Annotated in this window: 15 protein-coding genes; 6 read left to right on the top strand and 9 right to left on the bottom strand. The window is 68.7% G+C overall.

The features are described 5' to 3' along the window. Positions 1–4 precede the first annotated feature (4 nt). Positions 5–226 (bottom strand): hypothetical protein, encoded by a 222-nt coding sequence (locus tag Hbl1158_RS08560; RefSeq protein ID WP_234296483.1) that lies wholly within the window; start codon positions 224–226, stop codon positions 5–7. Beyond that, a complete protein-coding gene (locus Hbl1158_RS08555; protein WP_234296481.1) occupies positions 226–633 on the bottom strand; it encodes a nuclear transport factor 2 family protein in 408 nt (135 codons plus the stop codon). Before Hbl1158_RS08555 ends, Hbl1158_RS08560 begins: the two co-directional genes overlap by 1 nt. A 152-nt stretch (positions 634–785) precedes the next feature. Here Hbl1158_RS08555 and Hbl1158_RS08550 point away from each other — a divergent pair, with 152 nt between their 5' ends. Then, positions 786–1,229: a hypothetical protein gene (locus Hbl1158_RS08550; RefSeq protein WP_234296479.1), complete on the top strand. Its 444-nt coding sequence runs from the start codon at positions 786–788 to the stop codon at positions 1,227–1,229. 154 nt (positions 1,230–1,383) lie between these two features. Here the strand turns inward: Hbl1158_RS08550 and Hbl1158_RS08545 are convergent, their stop codons facing one another. The 4 genes from Hbl1158_RS08545 to Hbl1158_RS08530 all read right to left on the bottom strand — a co-directional run bounded on the left by Hbl1158_RS08545 (position 1,384) and on the right by Hbl1158_RS08530 (position 5,998). Beyond that, positions 1,384–2,901, bottom strand: coding sequence for an RtcB family protein (locus tag Hbl1158_RS08545; protein WP_234296470.1), 1,518 nt, complete (start codon positions 2,899–2,901; stop codon positions 1,384–1,386). A gap of 35 nt (positions 2,902–2,936) precedes the next feature. Then, positions 2,937–4,115, bottom strand: coding sequence for a DoxX family protein (locus tag Hbl1158_RS08540; protein ID WP_234296469.1), 1,179 nt, complete (start codon positions 4,113–4,115; stop codon positions 2,937–2,939). Positions 4,116–4,211: 96 nt separating this feature from the next. Beyond that, on the bottom strand, positions 4,212–4,691 hold the full coding sequence (locus tag Hbl1158_RS08535; RefSeq protein WP_255764044.1) for an archease: 480 nt from the start codon (positions 4,689–4,691) through the stop codon (positions 4,212–4,214). 35 nt (positions 4,692–4,726) lie between these two features. Then, a complete protein-coding gene (locus tag Hbl1158_RS08530) occupies positions 4,727–5,998 on the bottom strand; it encodes a DUF502 domain-containing protein (protein ID WP_234296467.1) in 1,272 nt (423 codons plus the stop codon). Between the two features lie 156 nt (positions 5,999–6,154). On the opposite strand from Hbl1158_RS08530, the gene Hbl1158_RS08525 reads away from it, so the two are divergent. Beyond that, on the top strand, positions 6,155–6,628 hold the full coding sequence (locus Hbl1158_RS08525; RefSeq protein ID WP_234296458.1) for an N-acetyltransferase: 474 nt from the start codon (positions 6,155–6,157) through the stop codon (positions 6,626–6,628). A gap of 344 nt (positions 6,629–6,972) precedes the next feature. Here Hbl1158_RS08525 and Hbl1158_RS08520 read toward each other — a convergent pair whose 3' ends face one another. Beyond that, positions 6,973–8,238: a hypothetical protein gene (locus tag Hbl1158_RS08520; protein WP_234296456.1), complete on the bottom strand. Its 1,266-nt coding sequence runs from the start codon at positions 8,236–8,238 to the stop codon at positions 6,973–6,975. Between the two features lie 161 nt (positions 8,239–8,399). Here Hbl1158_RS08520 and Hbl1158_RS08515 point away from each other — a divergent pair, with 161 nt between their 5' ends. Continuing rightward, positions 8,400–9,629 carry a cystathionine gamma-synthase gene (locus Hbl1158_RS08515; RefSeq protein ID WP_234296454.1) on the top strand — a complete coding sequence of 410 codons (1,230 nt, stop codon included), beginning with the start codon at positions 8,400–8,402 and terminating at the stop codon, positions 9,627–9,629. Between the two features lie 255 nt (positions 9,630–9,884). Beyond that, complete coding sequence (gene asd / locus Hbl1158_RS08510) at positions 9,885–10,925, top strand: aspartate-semialdehyde dehydrogenase (RefSeq protein ID WP_234296445.1); 1,041 nt, start codon at positions 9,885–9,887, stop codon at positions 10,923–10,925. A 77-nt stretch (positions 10,926–11,002) separates the two neighbouring features. Here asd and Hbl1158_RS08505 read toward each other — a convergent pair whose 3' ends face one another. Beyond that, positions 11,003–14,077, bottom strand: a complete 3,075-nt coding sequence (locus Hbl1158_RS08505; RefSeq protein ID WP_234296436.1) for an FAD-binding and (Fe-S)-binding domain-containing protein — start codon at positions 14,075–14,077, stop codon at positions 11,003–11,005. A 162-nt stretch (positions 14,078–14,239) separates the two neighbouring features. Between Hbl1158_RS08505 and Hbl1158_RS08500 the strand changes: the two genes are divergently transcribed. After that, on the top strand, positions 14,240–14,611 hold the full coding sequence (locus tag Hbl1158_RS08500; protein ID WP_234296426.1) for a VOC family protein: 372 nt from the start codon (positions 14,240–14,242) through the stop codon (positions 14,609–14,611). 116 nt (positions 14,612–14,727) lie between these two features. Further along, positions 14,728–16,032: a malate synthase AceB gene (gene aceB / locus Hbl1158_RS08495; protein WP_234296424.1), complete on the top strand. Its 1,305-nt coding sequence runs from the start codon at positions 14,728–14,730 to the stop codon at positions 16,030–16,032. Positions 16,033–16,161: 129 nt separating this feature from the next. Here aceB and Hbl1158_RS08490 read toward each other — a convergent pair whose 3' ends face one another. Continuing rightward, positions 16,162–16,500 (bottom strand): CBS domain-containing protein, encoded by a 339-nt coding sequence (locus Hbl1158_RS08490; protein ID WP_321169951.1) that lies wholly within the window; start codon positions 16,498–16,500, stop codon positions 16,162–16,164. Positions 16,501–16,530: the final 30 nt, after the last annotated feature.

Here is a 16,530-nt window from a genome sequence, read left to right as displayed (position 1 = left end):
TCGCCTACCGCTTCGGCGAGAACTCTCTGAGGCTCCGCACGACGAACCATGTGAGCGCGACCCCCACCAACAGGGAGACGCCGACGGCCCCCGCCACCTGCGCCGGCGTCGGGTCGACCTGAAGCGAGACGAGCCCGCCCGAAACTCCGACGAGGAGCACCATCCCGACCATGAGCCGCCTGTTCGTCGCGTCGCGCTCTTCCTCGGTGATGCTGGGTCCGACCATCAGCCGTCGAGCCCGTCGGTCCCGTCGAGTTCGTCGAGGTCCGTCGCCTGCGAGACGTGCATCCCGGCGAACGCCCAGCCGTCGTCAGCCGGAACCAGGGTTCCGCTCCAGCGAGTTCGAGCGGCGCGTTCGGCGAACGCTTCGGTGTCGTACCACGACAGCGCCACCTCGTCGCCGACGGCCGCTCCGCCCTCGCGCTCGACGACGTGGAGATCGCGGCTCTCGACGGTCCAGTCCTCCGTCGTTCGGGTCTGCTCGCGCAGGCCTCGGGCGACCTCGGCGTAGCCGACGAGTCGCTCCTCGAGTCCGACCTTCACCGTCGCCGGCGACTCGACGAAGAAGGGCGCGAGCGCCTCCCCCGCGCGGAGGGCATCGTAGTACGCCTCGACGGTCTCCTCGGGTGTCATTGCGTATCCCCTCGGCGTCGGGGGGCTTCAAATCCGCGCTCCGCGTCGCCCCTCTTGCCGCTCGACAGTCGAACCTCGATAGTCGGCCCTCGATGCGCGTCGCCCGCGCGGTCCCCCGACAGTCGAAAGTGCCGCCGGCCCCTGTCTCGCGTATGAGCTATCCCGTCACGTACTACTGCCCCGCCTGCGGTCGACTCGTGGAACTGAAGCGGGAGGGGTACCTCTCGGACAAGGCGGTCACCCCCTATCCCTTCGAGGGGTGGGAGTACGTCTCCCCCGACGAGCGGTTCGAGGACGGAGCCGCCGACGGCGTCCGGTTCGTGTGCGGGGACCACCCGACGCCCGAACTCCCGGCGGACGCAGCCGGCGACAGCGACGAGTCGGTCGTCGCCGGCGCGGACGCGGACGCCGAGTCGGACGACGACGGCTGCGGGGAGAGCTTCTACCTCTCGTTCGTCCGCTACGAGGACGGCGAGGAGGTCGACCCACGTCGCCTCGATGCCGACGGCGAGACGGTCGAACTCGCGGAGGGACGCGGTCCGAAGGGTCCGTCCGGTCCGGACGGGCCGTCGGGGCCCTCGAGCGACTTCTACTGACCCCATTAGGGGTGAGTGTTCAAATACGATGACGGCAGCACACCCGGCGTGGCTTGACCGTTGCCACGGCGCGATCGCGGGTGTGCGACGCCGCGCGCCGTGTGCCGTGCCGGGCGTCGCCTGTCAGCCCTGAAGGCCCCACCTCCGACACCGATCAGCCCTTGATGTTGCAGACGGGGAACGTGCGCGCCACCTTGTCGCCGATGCCGAGCGCGTCGCTCACGCGGACCACCTCGTCGACGTCCTTGTAGACGCCGGGAGCCTCCTCGGCGACCGTCGCACCCGACTGTGCCTTCACGTAGATGTGGTCCTGATCGCGAAGCTCGTCCTGGACGGTCTCGCCCCAGTACTCCTGTTTCGCGGCGGTGCGGCTCATCGTCCTGCCTGCGCCGTGAGCCGTCGAGCCGAAGGTCTCTGCGAGCGATTCGTCGCCGCCGACGAGGACGTAGCTTCCCGCGCCCATGCTCCCGGGAATGATCACCGGCTGGCCGACGTCGCGGTAGGCGGCCGGTACCTCCTCGCGTCCGGCGGGGAACGCGCGCGTCGCGCCCTTGCGGTGGACGAACAGCTCGCGCTCCTCGTGGTCGACCGCCCGTTCCTCGGCGACGGCGGTGCCGTCGGCGTCGACGCCGACCTCGTGGACCTCGCGCTTGGCGATGTTGTGTGCCACGTCGTAGAGGAGTTCCATTCCGAGTTCCTCGGCGTCCGCGCGGAACACGCGCTCGAACACGCGCCGCGTCCGGTGCGTGATGAGCTGTCGGTTCACCCACGCGAAGTTGATCGCCGCACACATCGCGCCGTAGTACTCGTCGGCCAGTTCCGACCCCGCCGGAGCGGCCGCCAGTTCCTTGTCGGGAAGCGGTTCCAGCAGGTCGCCGTGGCCCTTCTCGATCCGGCGGAGGTAATCGGAGCACACCTGGTGGCCGAGGCCGCGCGACCCGCAGTGGATCAACACGACGATCTGATCCTCGGCGAGCCCGAACGCGGCGGCGACGCCCTCGTCGAACACGTCGGTCACGCGTTGAACCTCCAGGAAATGGTTCCCAGATCCGAGGCTGCCCAGCTGGTTCCTTCCGCGATCTTTCGCCTTCTGGGAGACGAACTCGGGACGCGCGTCCGGTCGCCGTCCCTCGTCCTCGCAGCGGGCGAGGTCGTCCTCTCTAGCGTACCCCTCCTCGAGTGCCCACTCCATCCCGCGTTCGAGCACGGCCTCCACGGTGTCGGCGTCGCCGTCGACGATCCCGCCGCCGCCCAGTCCGGAGGGGACGTTCGCGAAGAGGCTGTCGACGAGTTCCTCCTCGCTGCCCCGTACGTCGTCGTAGGTGAGATCCGTCCGGATCATCCGGACGCCGCAGTTGATATCGTAGCCGATCGCTCCGGGAGAGATACAGCCATCGGTCGCGTCCATCGCGCCGACGCCGCCGACGGGGAAGCCGTACCCCTGGTGGCCGTCGGGCATGCAGATGGCGTGTTTCGTTATCCCGGGGAGATGCGTCGAGTTGCGGAGCTGCTGGAGGGTGTTGTCGTCGGCGATCTGTTCCAACAGCTCGTCGCTGGCGAGCACCCGGGCGGGAGTGTTCATCTCACCCTCCTTCGGGATCTCCCAGACGAACTCGCGGACTTTCCGGAGTTCGATCCCGTCCATCTCGCGAGTCTCCGGCGTCTCGGTCATGCTCGTCTCTCCCGCGGGCGGACGGAATAGCGTTACTACCGGTCGGTGCCGCCCGTCGACCGTCCGGCGGTCGCCTCCGTCGCCGTCGGCGTCGTCCTCGCGTCGGCGTCGGATCGATCACCCGCTCCCGGAACGCCCATCTCGTTGGGCGCGCGGAACACGGCGGTGTCGATAGCCAGCGGTCCCGCGCCGGTGACCAGCAGCGCCGAGACGAGCCCGAACAGCGAGACGTGCGCCAGCACCGGATCGTCGGGGAGACCGAACAGGGTCGTCGTGAACACGACGAACGCTGCCGCCGAGGACGCCCGCGTGAAGAACCCGACGACGAGCAGGACGCCCAGGAACAACTCGGTGAGCGACGCGCCGAGCACCCACAGCTCCGGCGGCACCGGTAACAGCGTCGAGAGGCCGTACTGTTCGACGACCGCGAGCGCCCGCTCGGGGACGAGCAGCTTCTCCGCGAACGCGAGGTAGGCGAACACCACGCCCATTCCCAGTCGAATCACCGTCGGAACGAACTTCCGATACGGGTCCACTCGATCCCCGAACGGCACCGCGATCCGGCGATAGAACGGATCGAACCGGGAGTACACGGTCTCCTCGTTGGCGGCCATCTTGGCGATGACGTGGTCGGCGCTCGGTCGGCCGCCGCCGACCAACACGATCGCCAGCAGGCCGGCCGAGTACTCGAACGCGAAGAACATCGACGGGTGGAGCGGCAGCAACGCGACGTACGCCGCCAGTCCGGCGGCGGCGACGAATCGCGTCGCCAGTCCGAACAGTAGCATGAAACCGATCGCGACGCCGAACAGTCGCACCGGGACCGCGGTGTCGGCGGTCGTCACGAGCGGGGTGAACAGATAGCCCGCGAAGCCGGCCCCGACCATCGGGAGCCCGATCCCGAGCCGGAGCAGCCACGGCAGCAGGTCGACGTAGTTCGACAGCTCCCGTCGGATCGCCCTGATGTCCGCCCGTAACGGCTTTCGCCAGAGGTAGCCGCCCATCGATCCGAGCACGACGACGCCCCCGAGCACGAGCGGGATCACCACCATCGGGGCCGACAGCGCCCCGACGAGGAACGCGATCGGGTCGCCACGCTCCCCGGAGTCCGTCACATACTGGACGTGTGCGGACGCGAGACCGCTTCCCGCGAGCGCGACGCCGAGAATACTGACCGCGAGCCGCGTCGCCGTCGACCGCGTATGTGAACGCATGACACCCGATTATAATGGGACCGTGGTAAGCCCTACGACGGTTCGGCTCGCAGGGGAGCGGTCCGCCGGGGGTCACACCGGCAGACCGATCGCGACTCACACGTCGAAGACGACGTACGCCCGCCAGCCGCCGTCCGTCCCCGCGAGTTCCATCTCCGAGTACGTCACCGCCTTCACGTCGCGGGCGCTCACGGACGCGAGCGGAACCCCGCGGGCGGAGCCCTCGACGACCCACTCGTCTCCCGACTCGCGGACGGTCGCCCGGTGGTCAACCGGGAGCACGAGACGCACGTCGCGCTCGTAGATGCACTCGTCGAGGTAGTCGAACAGCGCCGCCTCCGGCGACTCCGAGCGAACGGTGATCGGGAACCGATCACCGCCGTCGGGAACTCGGTCACACATCGCCGCGGTCAGACCGTCGGCGACGGCGGCGAACGCGCCGCCTAGCGTTTCGGCTGTCGCCGCGACGGCGATGTCGGCCGTGTGGTCTCGAAGCTCGTACGAGCCGCGGCGTCGATCGACGCCGGAGCGGTCGTCGCTCTCGGCGCGAGGCGGATCTGGGGTGTCGTCGGTCACGTCCTCGTTACACAGTCGTCGCGGCCGCTGTTAACTCACTCGTCCTCCTCCTCTTCCTCGTCCTCGTCGATGATCTCGGATCGATCGGTGACCTCCGCCGGCAGGGTGTCGGTCGACTCGCGTTCTCCTTCGGCACGACCTCCCGCCTCCTCGGGAACGACACCGTCGCTGTCGCGGTGTTCTCGATCCCGGTCGCCGGCCGCCTCGGGACGGATCGATTCGGCATCGCGGAACGCCTTCGGCCGATCGGCCTCGCGAGCCGGCCGCTCGTCGGTGGACTCGGTCTCGGCGTCGTACCGCCCCGACTCGCGTGCGGGCGTCGACGTCGCTTCCTCGCGCCCGTACAGCGAGTAGGGCTGCTCGTCGTCGGGGATCGCGGTTTCGTCGTCGACCTCCTCGCGCTGGGCGCGCATCCGCCGCGCGATGTCGGTCGCCGTCTTCGAGCGCTCGGGGGCGACCTGTTGGTCCCACTCGTGGTCGCGGTCGGCGTCGACTCCGTCAGAGCGCCGGACGTCCGGGGAGCCTTCCTCCGGGTTCAGCTTCTGATCGGCGTGCTCGATGCCCGCGAGGCTCCGCAGGTGCTCCTCGGAGAGGCCGCTCTCGCCGCCGGTCGAGCCACCGGAGACGGCGACGCCGCTCGTGACGACCGCGCGTATCCCCTCCTCGACGGTCATGTCCACGTCCATCACCTTCTCGGCGGGCATGTGGACGAGGTGGCCGCCCATCACCGGATTCGGCGCGAGCGGAAGAAACAGCGTCAGCATTCGGTCGTGGCCGGCGGGCGCTCGAAGCGCGTCGGGCGTCTCCGTGGTGACGAAGCCGAGCGTGTACGCGCCCTCGTGCGGAAACTCGACGAGTTTCACGTCGCGGAAGTTCTGGGTGTCCTCCTCCAGCATCACGTCGGACATCTGTCGGAACGACTCGTAGACGGATCCGAACCCGGGGATGTGCGCCATCGCGGCGTCGAAGTACTCGACGGCCGCGCCGCCGAAGCGGGTGGCGTTGATGAACAGTCCGAGGACGACGATCGAGTACAGGAGGACGATCGGCGTCAGGATCTCGATCAGTCGCTCCTTGCCGAACCGAATCGGTCCCGCCGGCGTGGCGAGGATGTAGCTCGCTTCCGGGCCGATGCCGAGCACGTAGTTCGAGAACAGGTCGAGGTAGTCGTACACGTACTGCCCGGCGACGGCGAGGACGATGAGCGAGATGAGAAGCGGGACGATCACCGCGACGCCGGTCACGAACGCGCTCCGGAACACGTCCGCGATCGACCCACCGACCTCGCGTGGCGACCAATCCGACATGTGTCCGCCCACGCGCGAGGGGGGTAAAATCGTTCTGCCACGCGGCGCACACCGGTGCGCTCACCCCCGTCAAGGCCGATTCTGTCGGGGGGTGTACCCGACAACAGTCGCTGGCGACGGTGGAATTAAATGCCCGTCAGAAGTACGAGTTGTGTAGTGAGTGTCAACGTCGAGAAGCGCGTAGACCCCCCCGGCGACGCCACACACGTCGAGGCCGCCTGGGCGCTGAAAGAAGAGATCCGGGAGGCCGACGGCGTACTGAAGCAGCGTCGCGGCTTCTTCACGGACGCCTACCGTCGCGCCACCTGTCACCTCCTCGTCGAGGACGACGAACTGGTCGCGTTCGCCGCCACCCGTCGGGACGGCTACGTCCTGTTTCTCGCGGTCGCGCCCGACGCTCGCGGCCGCGGTCACGGCGAGCGCCTGGTCGCCGAGGTCGCCGAGGACAGTCGGTCGGTGTCGTGTCACGCGCGGACGACGAACGAGGAGGCGCTGGCGTTCTACGAGCACATCGGCTTCGACGTGGTCCGTCGCATCGACGGCTACTACGAGGACGGCGGCGACGCCTACTACCTGAAACTGGGCGACGACGCCTCCCTCACCGACCGGCTCTCGAAGTTCCTGCGATAGCGTCCCCGCCGCTCGCGGTTCGGCTCCGTTTGAGGGCCGCCGACGCTCCGGCAACGGTTTGTGCCTCCGCAAGCTAGCTCCGTCTGCGCGCCTTCAGTCCCCGCCCCAGTACACCCGCTCAGGGTGCGATGACGGCGCGGAGAACCCGGGCGCGCGACACACGGCCCGTCGCGAGCCGCGATCGCGACCGCCCGGCACGAGGGTTTACCGGCCGACGCGGCACGCCGCCACGGGATGACGCCGGCTCGTTAGTGTTCCGGGCGACATATCGCTCCGCAGCAACCGCGTCGCCCGACTCGACGCGGCGACCGCATCACGTCACGCCACGGAGCGACTGAACCGCCTCACTCCAGCGTCGTCGTCCACTCCTCGCCGAACGGCTGGATCCGGTAGGTGTACTCTCCGGTGCTCTCAGAGACGTTGGTCACGGTGATATCGGCGGTCGCACCCGCCTCGATCTCCGTTTCGATCGCCGGCGATCCCTCCAGCGATGTCAGCGCCGGCCACTCCTCGGCCGAGAAGATGCTCTGGGACTCGTACTCGACCAGCCCGCGGAACGTCCCGGCGGCCGATCCGGTGTTGGTCACCGAGAAGACGATGTCGTACGGCTGCTCGGTCGGGGTCGATTCGGGGGCGTCGATCCCCTCGAGTTCGAACTGCGGGAACGACCGGGTGCCGTCGGCCTCGAACGACCAGACGTACTCCTGGGCGTCCGACGTGTCGGGGATCGACACCGCCATCGGGGCCTCCGCCTCGGCCACGTCGGTCGGGAACTGCGCGAGTACGTAGCCCTCGAATCCCTCGCTGGGGGACAGCGACACGGACCGGGCGAACGCCCCGTCGTAGCCGCGGAGATCCGGCGGGTCGTCGTACACGTCGCCGTCGAGGGCACGCAGCATCGACCTGTTCCACCTGACCGACTCGGTTCCGCGGTTCTCGATCGCGACCCGGTAGGCCGCGAGGACTCGGCCCGTGGGTGCTGTGAACACGCCGTCCGGGAGATCGTCGCCGTCGGCGATGAACGCGCTCGTGAACAGGTCGACCGACTCCACCGTTATCGCGACTCCGTCCGGCAACTCGATCGTCTCGCCCGCCGAGAGCGCCGCCGCGCGAACCGCCACGGCGACGTCCGCGACGACCGACACCGACGGCTCGTCGCTCGGCGTCGACGTGGCTGTCGCCGTTTCGGTGTCGCCGAACCCGCCGCCGTCGGAGCCGTCGTCCTCGTCTGCCGACTCGACGAGTTCGAACCGGTACTCGCCGGCCGCCGGCGGCGAGATCGGGTCCGTCTCCGCGGTCGCGGTCTCTCCGCCGGGGACGCTCATTGACACCTCGGTCTCCACGTCGAGCGTGTCGCCGACGCTCCGGATGGTCGCCTCGTACTCGTCGCTCAGGTCGCCCGCGTTGCTGACTGCGACCTCGACGGTGAACGTCTCGTCGAACGCGACCTCCTCGGGAGCCGACAGTTCCGGCTCGGAGAGGTCTGCCGGCTCCGGCCGGGGCGTCGCAGTCGGCGTCGGCGACCCGAGGACACCGCCGCTGCCGCCGCAGCCGGCGAGTCCCGCGAGTCCAGTCGCCCCGAGCGTCTGTAGAAGTCTCCGCCGATCCATGTGCGATCATCCCCCGGTCTGTCGAATAAACATTCGCATCGGTCGGACGACCGTCTGACGCTCCCGTCGCCCCCTGGTACCGTGTCGCCGACGCGTTCGCCGTCCGATCGGCTGCGCGACGAATAGCAAGACCCAGGCGGCCGGGGGTCGTCCTCGTCGACATGAGCAACGGCGACCGCGACAGCGGCACCTCCGACGACCGCGACACCTCCGACGACCGCGACGGTGACTCCGCCCGCCGGTTCCGAATCGAGACGGACGCGATCCACGCCGGACAGGATCCCGATCCGGAGACGGGCGCGCTGATGACGCCCATCCACGCCAACTCCACGTACCAACAGGACGCCCCCGGCGACCACCGCGGCTACGAGTACAGTCGAACCGGAAATCCCACGCGGACGGACCTGGAGGCCAACCTCGCGGCGCTGGAGGGCGGCGAGTTCGGCCGCGCGTTCTCCTCCGGGATGGGCTCGATCAACACGGTGTGCAACCTCCTGTCGGCCGGCGACCACGTCGTCACCGGCGACGACGTGTACGGCGGCACGCACCGCATCTTCACGCAGGTGTACGAGGAGTACGACCTCGAGTTCGACTTCGTGGACACCACGGACCACGACGCCGTCCGCGAGGCGATGCGCGAGGAGACCGAACTGCTGTGGGTCGAGACCCCGACGAACCCGCTGATGCGCGTCAACGACATCGGCGCGCTCGCGGACATCGCCCACGAGCACGACGCGCTCTGTGCCGTCGACAACACGTTCGCGACGCCGTACCTCCAGCGCCCGCTTGAACACGGGGCCGACATCGTGAGCCACTCGCTGACGAAGTACCTCGGCGGCCACTCCGACGTTGTCGGCGGCGCGCTCGTCACCGACGACGCCGACCTCGACGAACGCATCGGCTTCTATCAGAACTCCGTGGGGGCGACGCCCTCGCCGTTCGACTGCTTCCTCGTCCTCCGGGGCACGAAGACGCTGCCCGTCCGGATGGACCGCCACTGCGAGAACGCCCGCGACCTCGCCCGCTGGCTCGACGACCACGACGCCGTCTCGCGGGTCTACTACCCCGGGCTCGAGTCCCACCCGCAACACGACCTCGCGAGCGAACAGATGGACGACTTCGGTGGCATGCTCTCGTTCGAGTTCGACGGCACGCTGGAGCAGGCCAGCACGGTCGTCGAGGAGACCGAGGTGTTCACGCTCGCCGAGAGCCTCGGCGGCGTCGAGAGCCTCATCGAACAGCCGGCCGCGATGACCCACGCGGCCATTCCGCCGGAGGAGCGCGAGGCCGCCGGGCTCACCGACGGACTGATCCGCGTCTCCATCGGCGTCGAGCACGTCGACGACCTGAAGGCCGATCTCGATTCGGCGTTCGCGGCGGCCGAGGAGTAACCGGCCTCACCCTCGATCTCCCGGTCGACCCGCTCCTTCGCCGCCTTTTGGCCGCGAACTCCCGTTCTCTCGCCGGCTCTCCCGTTGTCGGCCTCCCTCCCCGTCGCCCCTCGACGATCCCTCGGCGACGCCGGCGACGACCCGACGTGTTCTCGGCGAGACCGCCCCGAGATCGACGGACCGCGACCGCGGCAATGCTCGCCGCACCCACCCGGATCCGAAGCGTCTTATCCGCGTGTGTCACACGGGCACACAATGACTCACCGAGTCGGTATCCTCGGCGCGACGGGCGCTGTCGGCCAGCGGTTCATCCAACTGCTCGACGGCCACCCGCAGTTCGAGATCGCGTGTCTGACCGCGAGCGACGCGTCCGCCGGCAGGTCCTACGGCGAGGCGGCGAAGTGGCGACTCGACACCGCGATCCCGGAGTCGGTACGCGACAGCACCGTCCGCGCGACCGATCCTGCGGAGATCCCGGACGACATCGACCTCCTGTTCTCCTCGCTCCCGTCGGGCCCCGCGGCGGAGATCGAACCCGAACTGTGCGAGGCGGGGTACGTCGTCTCCTCGAACTCCTCGAACGACCGGATGGCGGCGGACGTGCCGCTCACGATCCCCGAGATCAACCCCGGACACCTCGATCTGATCGAGGTGCAGCGCGACGAGCGCGGCTGGGACGGCGCGCTCGTGAAGAACCCGAACTGCTCGACCATCACGATGGTCCCGACGCTGGCGGCGCTCGACGAGTTCGGCCTCGAACGCGCGCAGGTGTCGACGCTGCAGGCCGTCTCGGGCGCGGGGTACTCCGGCGTCACCTCGATGGAGATCATCGACAACGCGGTCCCGCACATCGGCGGCGAGGAGGAGAAGATGGAGACCGAGAGCCGGAAGCTGCTGGGCGAGTTCGACGGTGCCGAACTGTCGCTGCACGCCGCGGAGGTCACGGCGTCGTGTAACCGGATCCCGACGATCGACGGCCACCTCGAGAACGTCTTCGCGGAACTCGCCGACGACCCGACCCCCGAGGAGGTGCGCGCGGCCATGGAGTCGTTCCCGAGCGCGGACCTCCCCTCCTCGCCCGAGCCGCTGATCCACGTCTTCGGGGAGGATCAGCCGGAACGCCCGCAGCCCCGAATGGACCGCATGCGCGGGGACGGGATGCGGGTCGTCGCCGGCGGCGTCCAGTCGACGCCCGCGGGCGTGAAGTACAACTGCCTCGCGCACAACACGATCCGCGGTGCCGCCGGCGCGTCGCTGCTCAACGGCGAACTGCTGGCGAGCGAAGGCTGGATCTGACCCGAGCGGAAACGGCCATCAGGTCCGATTCCGACTGATTCCGACTGATTCCGACCGACCCAGACCCGATCGAGACGCTACCGTCGCAGCGCGTCGGCCACTTTCTCCACCGGGTGCGGCGGCTGCTCGCTCGCGTCGTCGCGGTCGCCGAGTTGCGAGCGACACGACGCCCCCGGCGCTGTGACGGCCGTCGCCGGGCTCTCGTCGACCGCCTCGAACAGCATCGACCCGATCGCCTTCGACAGCTCGTAGTGTTCTGCCTCGTAGCCGAAGCTCCCGGCCATCCCGCAACAGGAGGTGTCGAGCGGGTCGACGTCGTAGCCCGCCCGGCGAAGCACGCCGACCGCGTGGTGGTCGGTGTTCACCGACTTCTGGTTGCAGTGGCCGTGGTACGCGAGCGACTCGCCCGCCTCAGGCTCCCACTCGAACTCGATGGCTTCGTCCAGTCGGGCGGTGTCGACGTACTCCAAGACGCCGTAGCTCGCGGCGGACACCGACTCGACCCCGTCGCCGTCGAGGAGGTCGAGGTACTCGTCCTGGAACATCACGGCGTCGGAGGGCTCGACGAACAGGACCTCGTAGCCGTCGTCGACGTACGGCTCCAGCCGCCGGACGTTCTCGGCGGCGCGGTCGCGCGCCTTCTCGAGGAAGCCGGTGGAGAAGGCGGCCCGCCCCGAGGCCGCCAGGTCGTCGGGCACCGCGACGTGGACGTTCGCCGCCTCCAGCACCTCTACGGCCGCGATCCCCGCCTCGGGCGTGGTGTAGTTGGTGTACGTGTCGGGAAAGAGGACGACCTTCGCGTCGGCCTCCGCCGCGCTCACGTCCGCCCCGTCGCGACGCTCCCAGCGGTCTCGGAAGGTGTCGCGCGTGAACGTCGGTAGCTCGCGCTCGCTTGCGATCCCCAGCGTCTTCTCCATCACCGTCCGCGCGCCCGGCAGCTTCGTCGCCGCGTTGGCGACGGGCGCGAACGCGCTGCCGATCCGGCTGGCCGCGTCGATGTCGGCGAACAGCCGCTCGCGAAGGCTCGCGCCCTCTTCCTCGTGGTGTTCGTGTTTCACCTCCGCCTTCAGCTTCGCCAGGTCGACGCCGGTCGGGCAGTCGGACATACAGCCCTTACAGCCGACACAGAGGCCGAGCACCTCCTCCTGGAAGCGATCGGAGTGGATCTCGTCCTCCGACAGCTCCCCCGAGATCGCCGCGCGGAGCATGTTGGCCCGTCCCCGCGTCGCCTGAATCTCCTCGCCGGAGGCGCGGTAGGTGGGACACATCACGTCGCCCTCGGTCTCTCGACAGGTGCCGCAGCCGTTGCACAACTCGACGAGATGCGAGAAGCCTCCTTCTTCGGAGAAGTCGATCGCCGTCTGCGGCTCGATCGACCGGTACTCCGCGCCGTAGCGGAGGTTCTCCCGCATGTCGGTGTCCGCGGCGGAGTCGGGATAGCCGCGGTCCGTCGCCGTGTCGCCGTCGACGTAGACGACCTTTCCCGGGTTCATCCGCCAGTCGGGGTCGAACGTCGACTTCAACTCCTGGAACGCGCCCCACAAGTCCTCCCCGTACATCTTGGGGTTGAACTCGGTGCGCGCGAGGCCGTCCCCGTGCTCGCCGGAGAACGCCCCGTAGTGGTCGAGCACGAGGTCGGTCACGTCGTCGGTGATCGAGTGCATCTTCTCGATGCCCTCGCCGTCCTTGAGGTTCAGGATCGGACGGATGTGCAGCGTTCCGGAGCCGGCGTGCGCGAAGTAGGCGGCCGACGTGTCGTGGTCCTCGAGCACGTCCTCGAACTCCTGGACGTACTCGGCCAACTCCTCGGGGGGGACCGTGGCGTCCTCGATGAACGGGTACGGCTTCGGGTCGCCCTGGAGACTCATGAGGAGTGGGATCGCCGCCTTCCGGAGCTTCCAGAGGTCGTCCTGCGCCTCCTCGGTGTACGCCTCGAGCACGTCGAAGGCCGCGCCCGTCTCGAGGAACTCCTCGTGAGTGTCGGCCATCGCCGCCTCGAAGTCCGGCCCCTCGCCCGACGACTCGCCGTCGGGCGAGTGGGAGACGACCTCGGAGTCCCACTCCAGCATCAGCGCCGCGGCGGCGTCGTCGGGGATCGGCTCCTCGTACTGGGCGTACTCGGTGGACTCGCGGGCGAGCCGGAACACCTCGTCGTCCATCAGTTCCACGGCGCTGACAGGGTACTCCAGCGCGACCGGCACCGCCCGCATCGCGTCGACGAGGTCGTCGAAGCAGTACAGCGCGAGGGCGGTCTCCTCGGGCTTCGTCACCAGCGAGACGGTCGCTTCGACGATCGTGCCGAGGGTCCCCTCCGCGCCGACGAACAGCTTCGAGAGGTTGATTACCTCCTCGCCGTCGTCGGTCTCGTAGATGACCTTGTGGAGGTTGTATCCCGACACCGAGCGCTTCAGGTTCGGGTACTTCTCGTCGATCTCCTCGCGGTTCTCCTCGACGAGGCGGCGGACCGTTCGGTACAGGCTCGCCTCCAGGTCGTCGCTGGCGACGATCTCCTCGTACTCCGGGGAGTCGAGCACGACCTCCCGGGTGTGGATGCGGGTGCCGTCAGCGAGCACCACCTCGAGTTCCTCGGTGTACGCGTCGGTGATACCGTAGCGAACCGAGTGTGCGCCCGTGGAGTTGTTGCCGATGCCGCCGACGACGGTCGCGCGCCCGGAGGAGGCCGGGTCGGGCGCGAACTTCAGGCCGTCCTCGGCGAGGCGGGCGTCGAGGTGGTCCTGCACGACGCCGGGCTGGACGGTCGCCTCCTGCCCCGCCGGGTCGACGTCGACGATGTCGTCCATGTGCCGGGTGGTGTCGATGACGACGCAGCCCGGTCCGACCGTCTGTCCCGCGAGCGACGATCCCGTCCCGCGGGGAAGCACAGGCACCCCGTGTTCGGCGGCGACCTCGTGGGTCGCGACCACGTCGTCGGCGTCGCGCGGGCAGACGACGCCCGCGGGCTCGGCCTGGTAGATCGATCCGTCGGTCGCGTACAGCACCTGCGCGTACTCGTCGAACTGCACCTCGCCGGCGACGCGCTCGCGCAGGTCGCTCGCGAGGTCGGCGTACTCCCGCACGTCTGGTCGATCGTGTCCCAGCGACGCGGCGGACGTGTCCCAGCGTCCGTCGGCCCCCGGTTCCTGCGTTGCCATGGGGAATCCGAAGGAACAATCGTGTAAAAGCCCTTTGTCAAATGTTGCCACCCGACGGCGTGACGACGGCGACGTCCCGTCTCCGCTCCCGCAGGTCGCGGGACGCCCGACCGCCTTGCACGGACACGAACGGTTATGCCGGTGGCTGTGCGGGGTGTGCACATGGCGTTCATCCACGTCTGTCTCAACGTCGCCGACGCGGAGCGCGCGGCCGACTGGTACGCGGAGAACCTCGGGTTCGAGCGCTCGTGGGAGTTCACGACCGCCGACGGCGACGCGCGAAACCTCTACGTCGCCGACGAGAACGGCGTCGAACTCCAGTTGTCCGACACCGAGGGCGAGGACGAGTTCGAGGAGGGAACCGCCTACGACCACGTCGCGGTGTCGGTCGAGGACGTCGACGCCGCGTTCGACCGGATCGACCACCACGGCGTCGTGAAAGCGCCCGCCGACCAGCCCGAGGCGGGCGCGCGGACCGCGTTCCTGAAGGACCCCGACGGCCACACCGTCGAGTTGGTCCAGCCGCTGGAGTGACCACGCCGGGCGAGAGCGACGGCGTCTCTCGCCTCTGTCTCCGGACTCACACCGGACAATACTGTGTTTAGGACGAACGTTTATGATTGTACCCGCGAACGGTGAAACCGGTAGACATGAGTGTACAACGGAATTACGAACGGGAGTTCGTTCGAACGTTCTTCACGTCGCCGACGGCTGTGCAGGGCGAGGACGACTCGGCGAAGATGATGCGAAGCGCCGCGGGACTTCGCGGCATTCAGGCACCCGACGTGTGGGTGCCGGACAACGAGGACGCGACGGCCCCGTCCATGCGCGACGAGGGGGCGCAGAACATCATCGACGTGGTGAGCGAGCACGGGGCCGATTTCCCCGGCGAGATCCACCCGCGCGTCGTCTGGCACCGTGAGGACCCCTCGAAGCGTCTGGCCGGCTTCGAGTACATGCGCGAGATCGCCGACCCAACAAACGGCGCGGTCGACCACATCGACGGCTTCGTCATCCCCGAGGTCGGGGACATCGACGACTGGAAGAAGGCGGACGAGTTCTTCCAGATAATCGAGGAGGAGCACGATCTGGAGCCCGGAAGCCTCTCGATGTCGGTCATCGTCGAGTCCGGCGAGGCCGAGATCGCGCTGAACCGCATCCGCGACGAGATGGGCAAGCCCTCGAACACGCTCGAGCGCATGTTCCTCCTGGTCGACGGCGAGGTCGACTACACGAAGGACATGCGCGCGATGACGCCGACGGGCGAGCTGCCCGAGTGGCCCGAACTCCGCCACAACACCTCAAAGGGCGCAAGCGCCGCGGGCCTGATCGCCGTCGACGGCCCGTACGACAACATCCGCGACGTGGAGGGGTACAAAGCGCGGATGGAGGCGAACCGGGCGAAGGGGATGACCGGCATCTGGTCGCTCACCCCCACGCAGGTCGAGGTCGCGAACAAGGCCCCGCTCCCGCCGAGGACCGGCACGTGGCTGCTCGAAGTCGACGGCGAGGACGTCGAACTCGTGAGCGAGGGCGACCGCGAGGTGTACGACGGCGACGAGGTCTCGCTCTCGGAGTCCGGCGGCTCGTACGTGCTCGGGATCGACGGCGACGAGCACGAACTCAGCGAGGACGAACTCCGCGATGCGCTGCTCGACCGCACCTCCTACGTCCCGAGCATGGACGACATCGTCGAGTCGATGGAGGAGTTCGAGGCGGCCAAGGAGGCCGGCAAGGGCGCGATCGCGATGACACAGTCCGCGACGCTGTCGATCGACGGCGTCGAGGTCGACCTCAGCAAGGACCGAATGTGGGACGAGGCGACCTATCAGGCCGCACAGACCCCGATCGCGCTGTTCCAGGACGTGTACGAGCACCGGCCGGACCAGCACGAGGACCTCGAAGAAATATACGGCGCTGACGTGGTCGAGCGCGCCACGCAGGTCGGTAACTGAGCGGTCGAGGGCGGGACGGGCCCACGGTCTCGATCGGTCCGATCACCTCGACGGATCCGATCACCTCGGTGGCTCAGGCCTCCCCGACGTGGCCGTTTCGACGGGCCAATCAGCCCGACTCGGCGGCGACTACGAGAGGTACGCGGTGACGTCCGTCGAGGAGATCATCCCGACGTAGTCCCCGTCGACCACGGGGAGGTGTTTGATGTCGTAGGTGGTCATCATCTCGGCGACCTCCTGCATGTAGAGGTCGGGCGTGACGGTCTCGACGTCGGTCGTCATCACGTTCTCGACCAGCAGCGAGCCCGTGTCGCGGCCGTCGGCGACGGCGTCGACGATGTCGGTGTTGCTGACGATTGCGCGCGGCGTGGTGACGACGACGAGCGCGTTGATCTCCCGGTCGCGCATCCGTCGCGCGGCCTCCCGAACCGTCGCGTCCGGGGAGATCGTCTCCAGCGGCGTCGACATCGCTTCCTCGACTGTCGTGTCGGTTCTAGA

Source organism: Halobaculum sp. CBA1158 (assembly GCF_021431925.1).
Classification (GTDB): Archaea; Halobacteriota; Halobacteria; order Halobacteriales; family Haloferacaceae; genus Halobaculum.
Note: the sequence above shows the minus strand (reverse complement) of the source record. Positions and strands in the feature narration are given on the sequence as shown.

What these genes read in the sequence shown, in the direction of transcription:
- Hbl1158_RS08550 (WP_234296479.1), top strand. Translation starts at nt 786, where the DNA reads ATGAGCTATCCCGTCACGTACTACTGCCCCGCCTGCGGTCGACTCGTG.
- Hbl1158_RS08560 (WP_234296483.1), bottom strand. Translation starts at nt 226, where the DNA reads ATGGTCGGACCCAGCATCACCGAGGAAGAGCGCGACGCGACGAACAGG.
- Hbl1158_RS08545 (WP_234296470.1), bottom strand. Translation starts at nt 2,901, where the DNA reads ATGACCGAGACGCCGGAGACTCGCGAGATGGACGGGATCGAACTCCGG.
- Hbl1158_RS08500 (WP_234296426.1), top strand. Translation starts at nt 14,240, where the DNA reads ATGGCGTTCATCCACGTCTGTCTCAACGTCGCCGACGCGGAGCGCGCG.
- Hbl1158_RS08555 (WP_234296481.1), bottom strand. Translation starts at nt 633, where the DNA reads ATGACACCCGAGGAGACCGTCGAGGCGTACTACGATGCCCTCCGCGCG.
- Hbl1158_RS08505 (WP_234296436.1), bottom strand. Translation starts at nt 14,077, where the DNA reads ATGGCAACGCAGGAACCGGGGGCCGACGGACGCTGGGACACGTCCGCC.
- Hbl1158_RS08490 (WP_321169951.1), bottom strand. Translation starts at nt 16,500, where the DNA reads ATGTCGACGCCGCTGGAGACGATCTCCCCGGACGCGACGGTTCGGGAG.
- Hbl1158_RS08515 (WP_234296454.1), top strand. Translation starts at nt 8,400, where the DNA reads ATGAGCAACGGCGACCGCGACAGCGGCACCTCCGACGACCGCGACACC.
- Hbl1158_RS08540 (WP_234296469.1), bottom strand. Translation starts at nt 4,115, where the DNA reads ATGCGTTCACATACGCGGTCGACGGCGACGCGGCTCGCGGTCAGTATT.
- Hbl1158_RS08520 (WP_234296456.1), bottom strand. Translation starts at nt 8,238, where the DNA reads ATGGATCGGCGGAGACTTCTACAGACGCTCGGGGCGACTGGACTCGCG.
- asd (WP_234296445.1), top strand. Translation starts at nt 9,885, where the DNA reads ATGACTCACCGAGTCGGTATCCTCGGCGCGACGGGCGCTGTCGGCCAG.
- Hbl1158_RS08530 (WP_234296467.1), bottom strand. Translation starts at nt 5,998, where the DNA reads ATGTCGGATTGGTCGCCACGCGAGGTCGGTGGGTCGATCGCGGACGTG.
- aceB (WP_234296424.1), top strand. Translation starts at nt 14,728, where the DNA reads ATGAGTGTACAACGGAATTACGAACGGGAGTTCGTTCGAACGTTCTTC.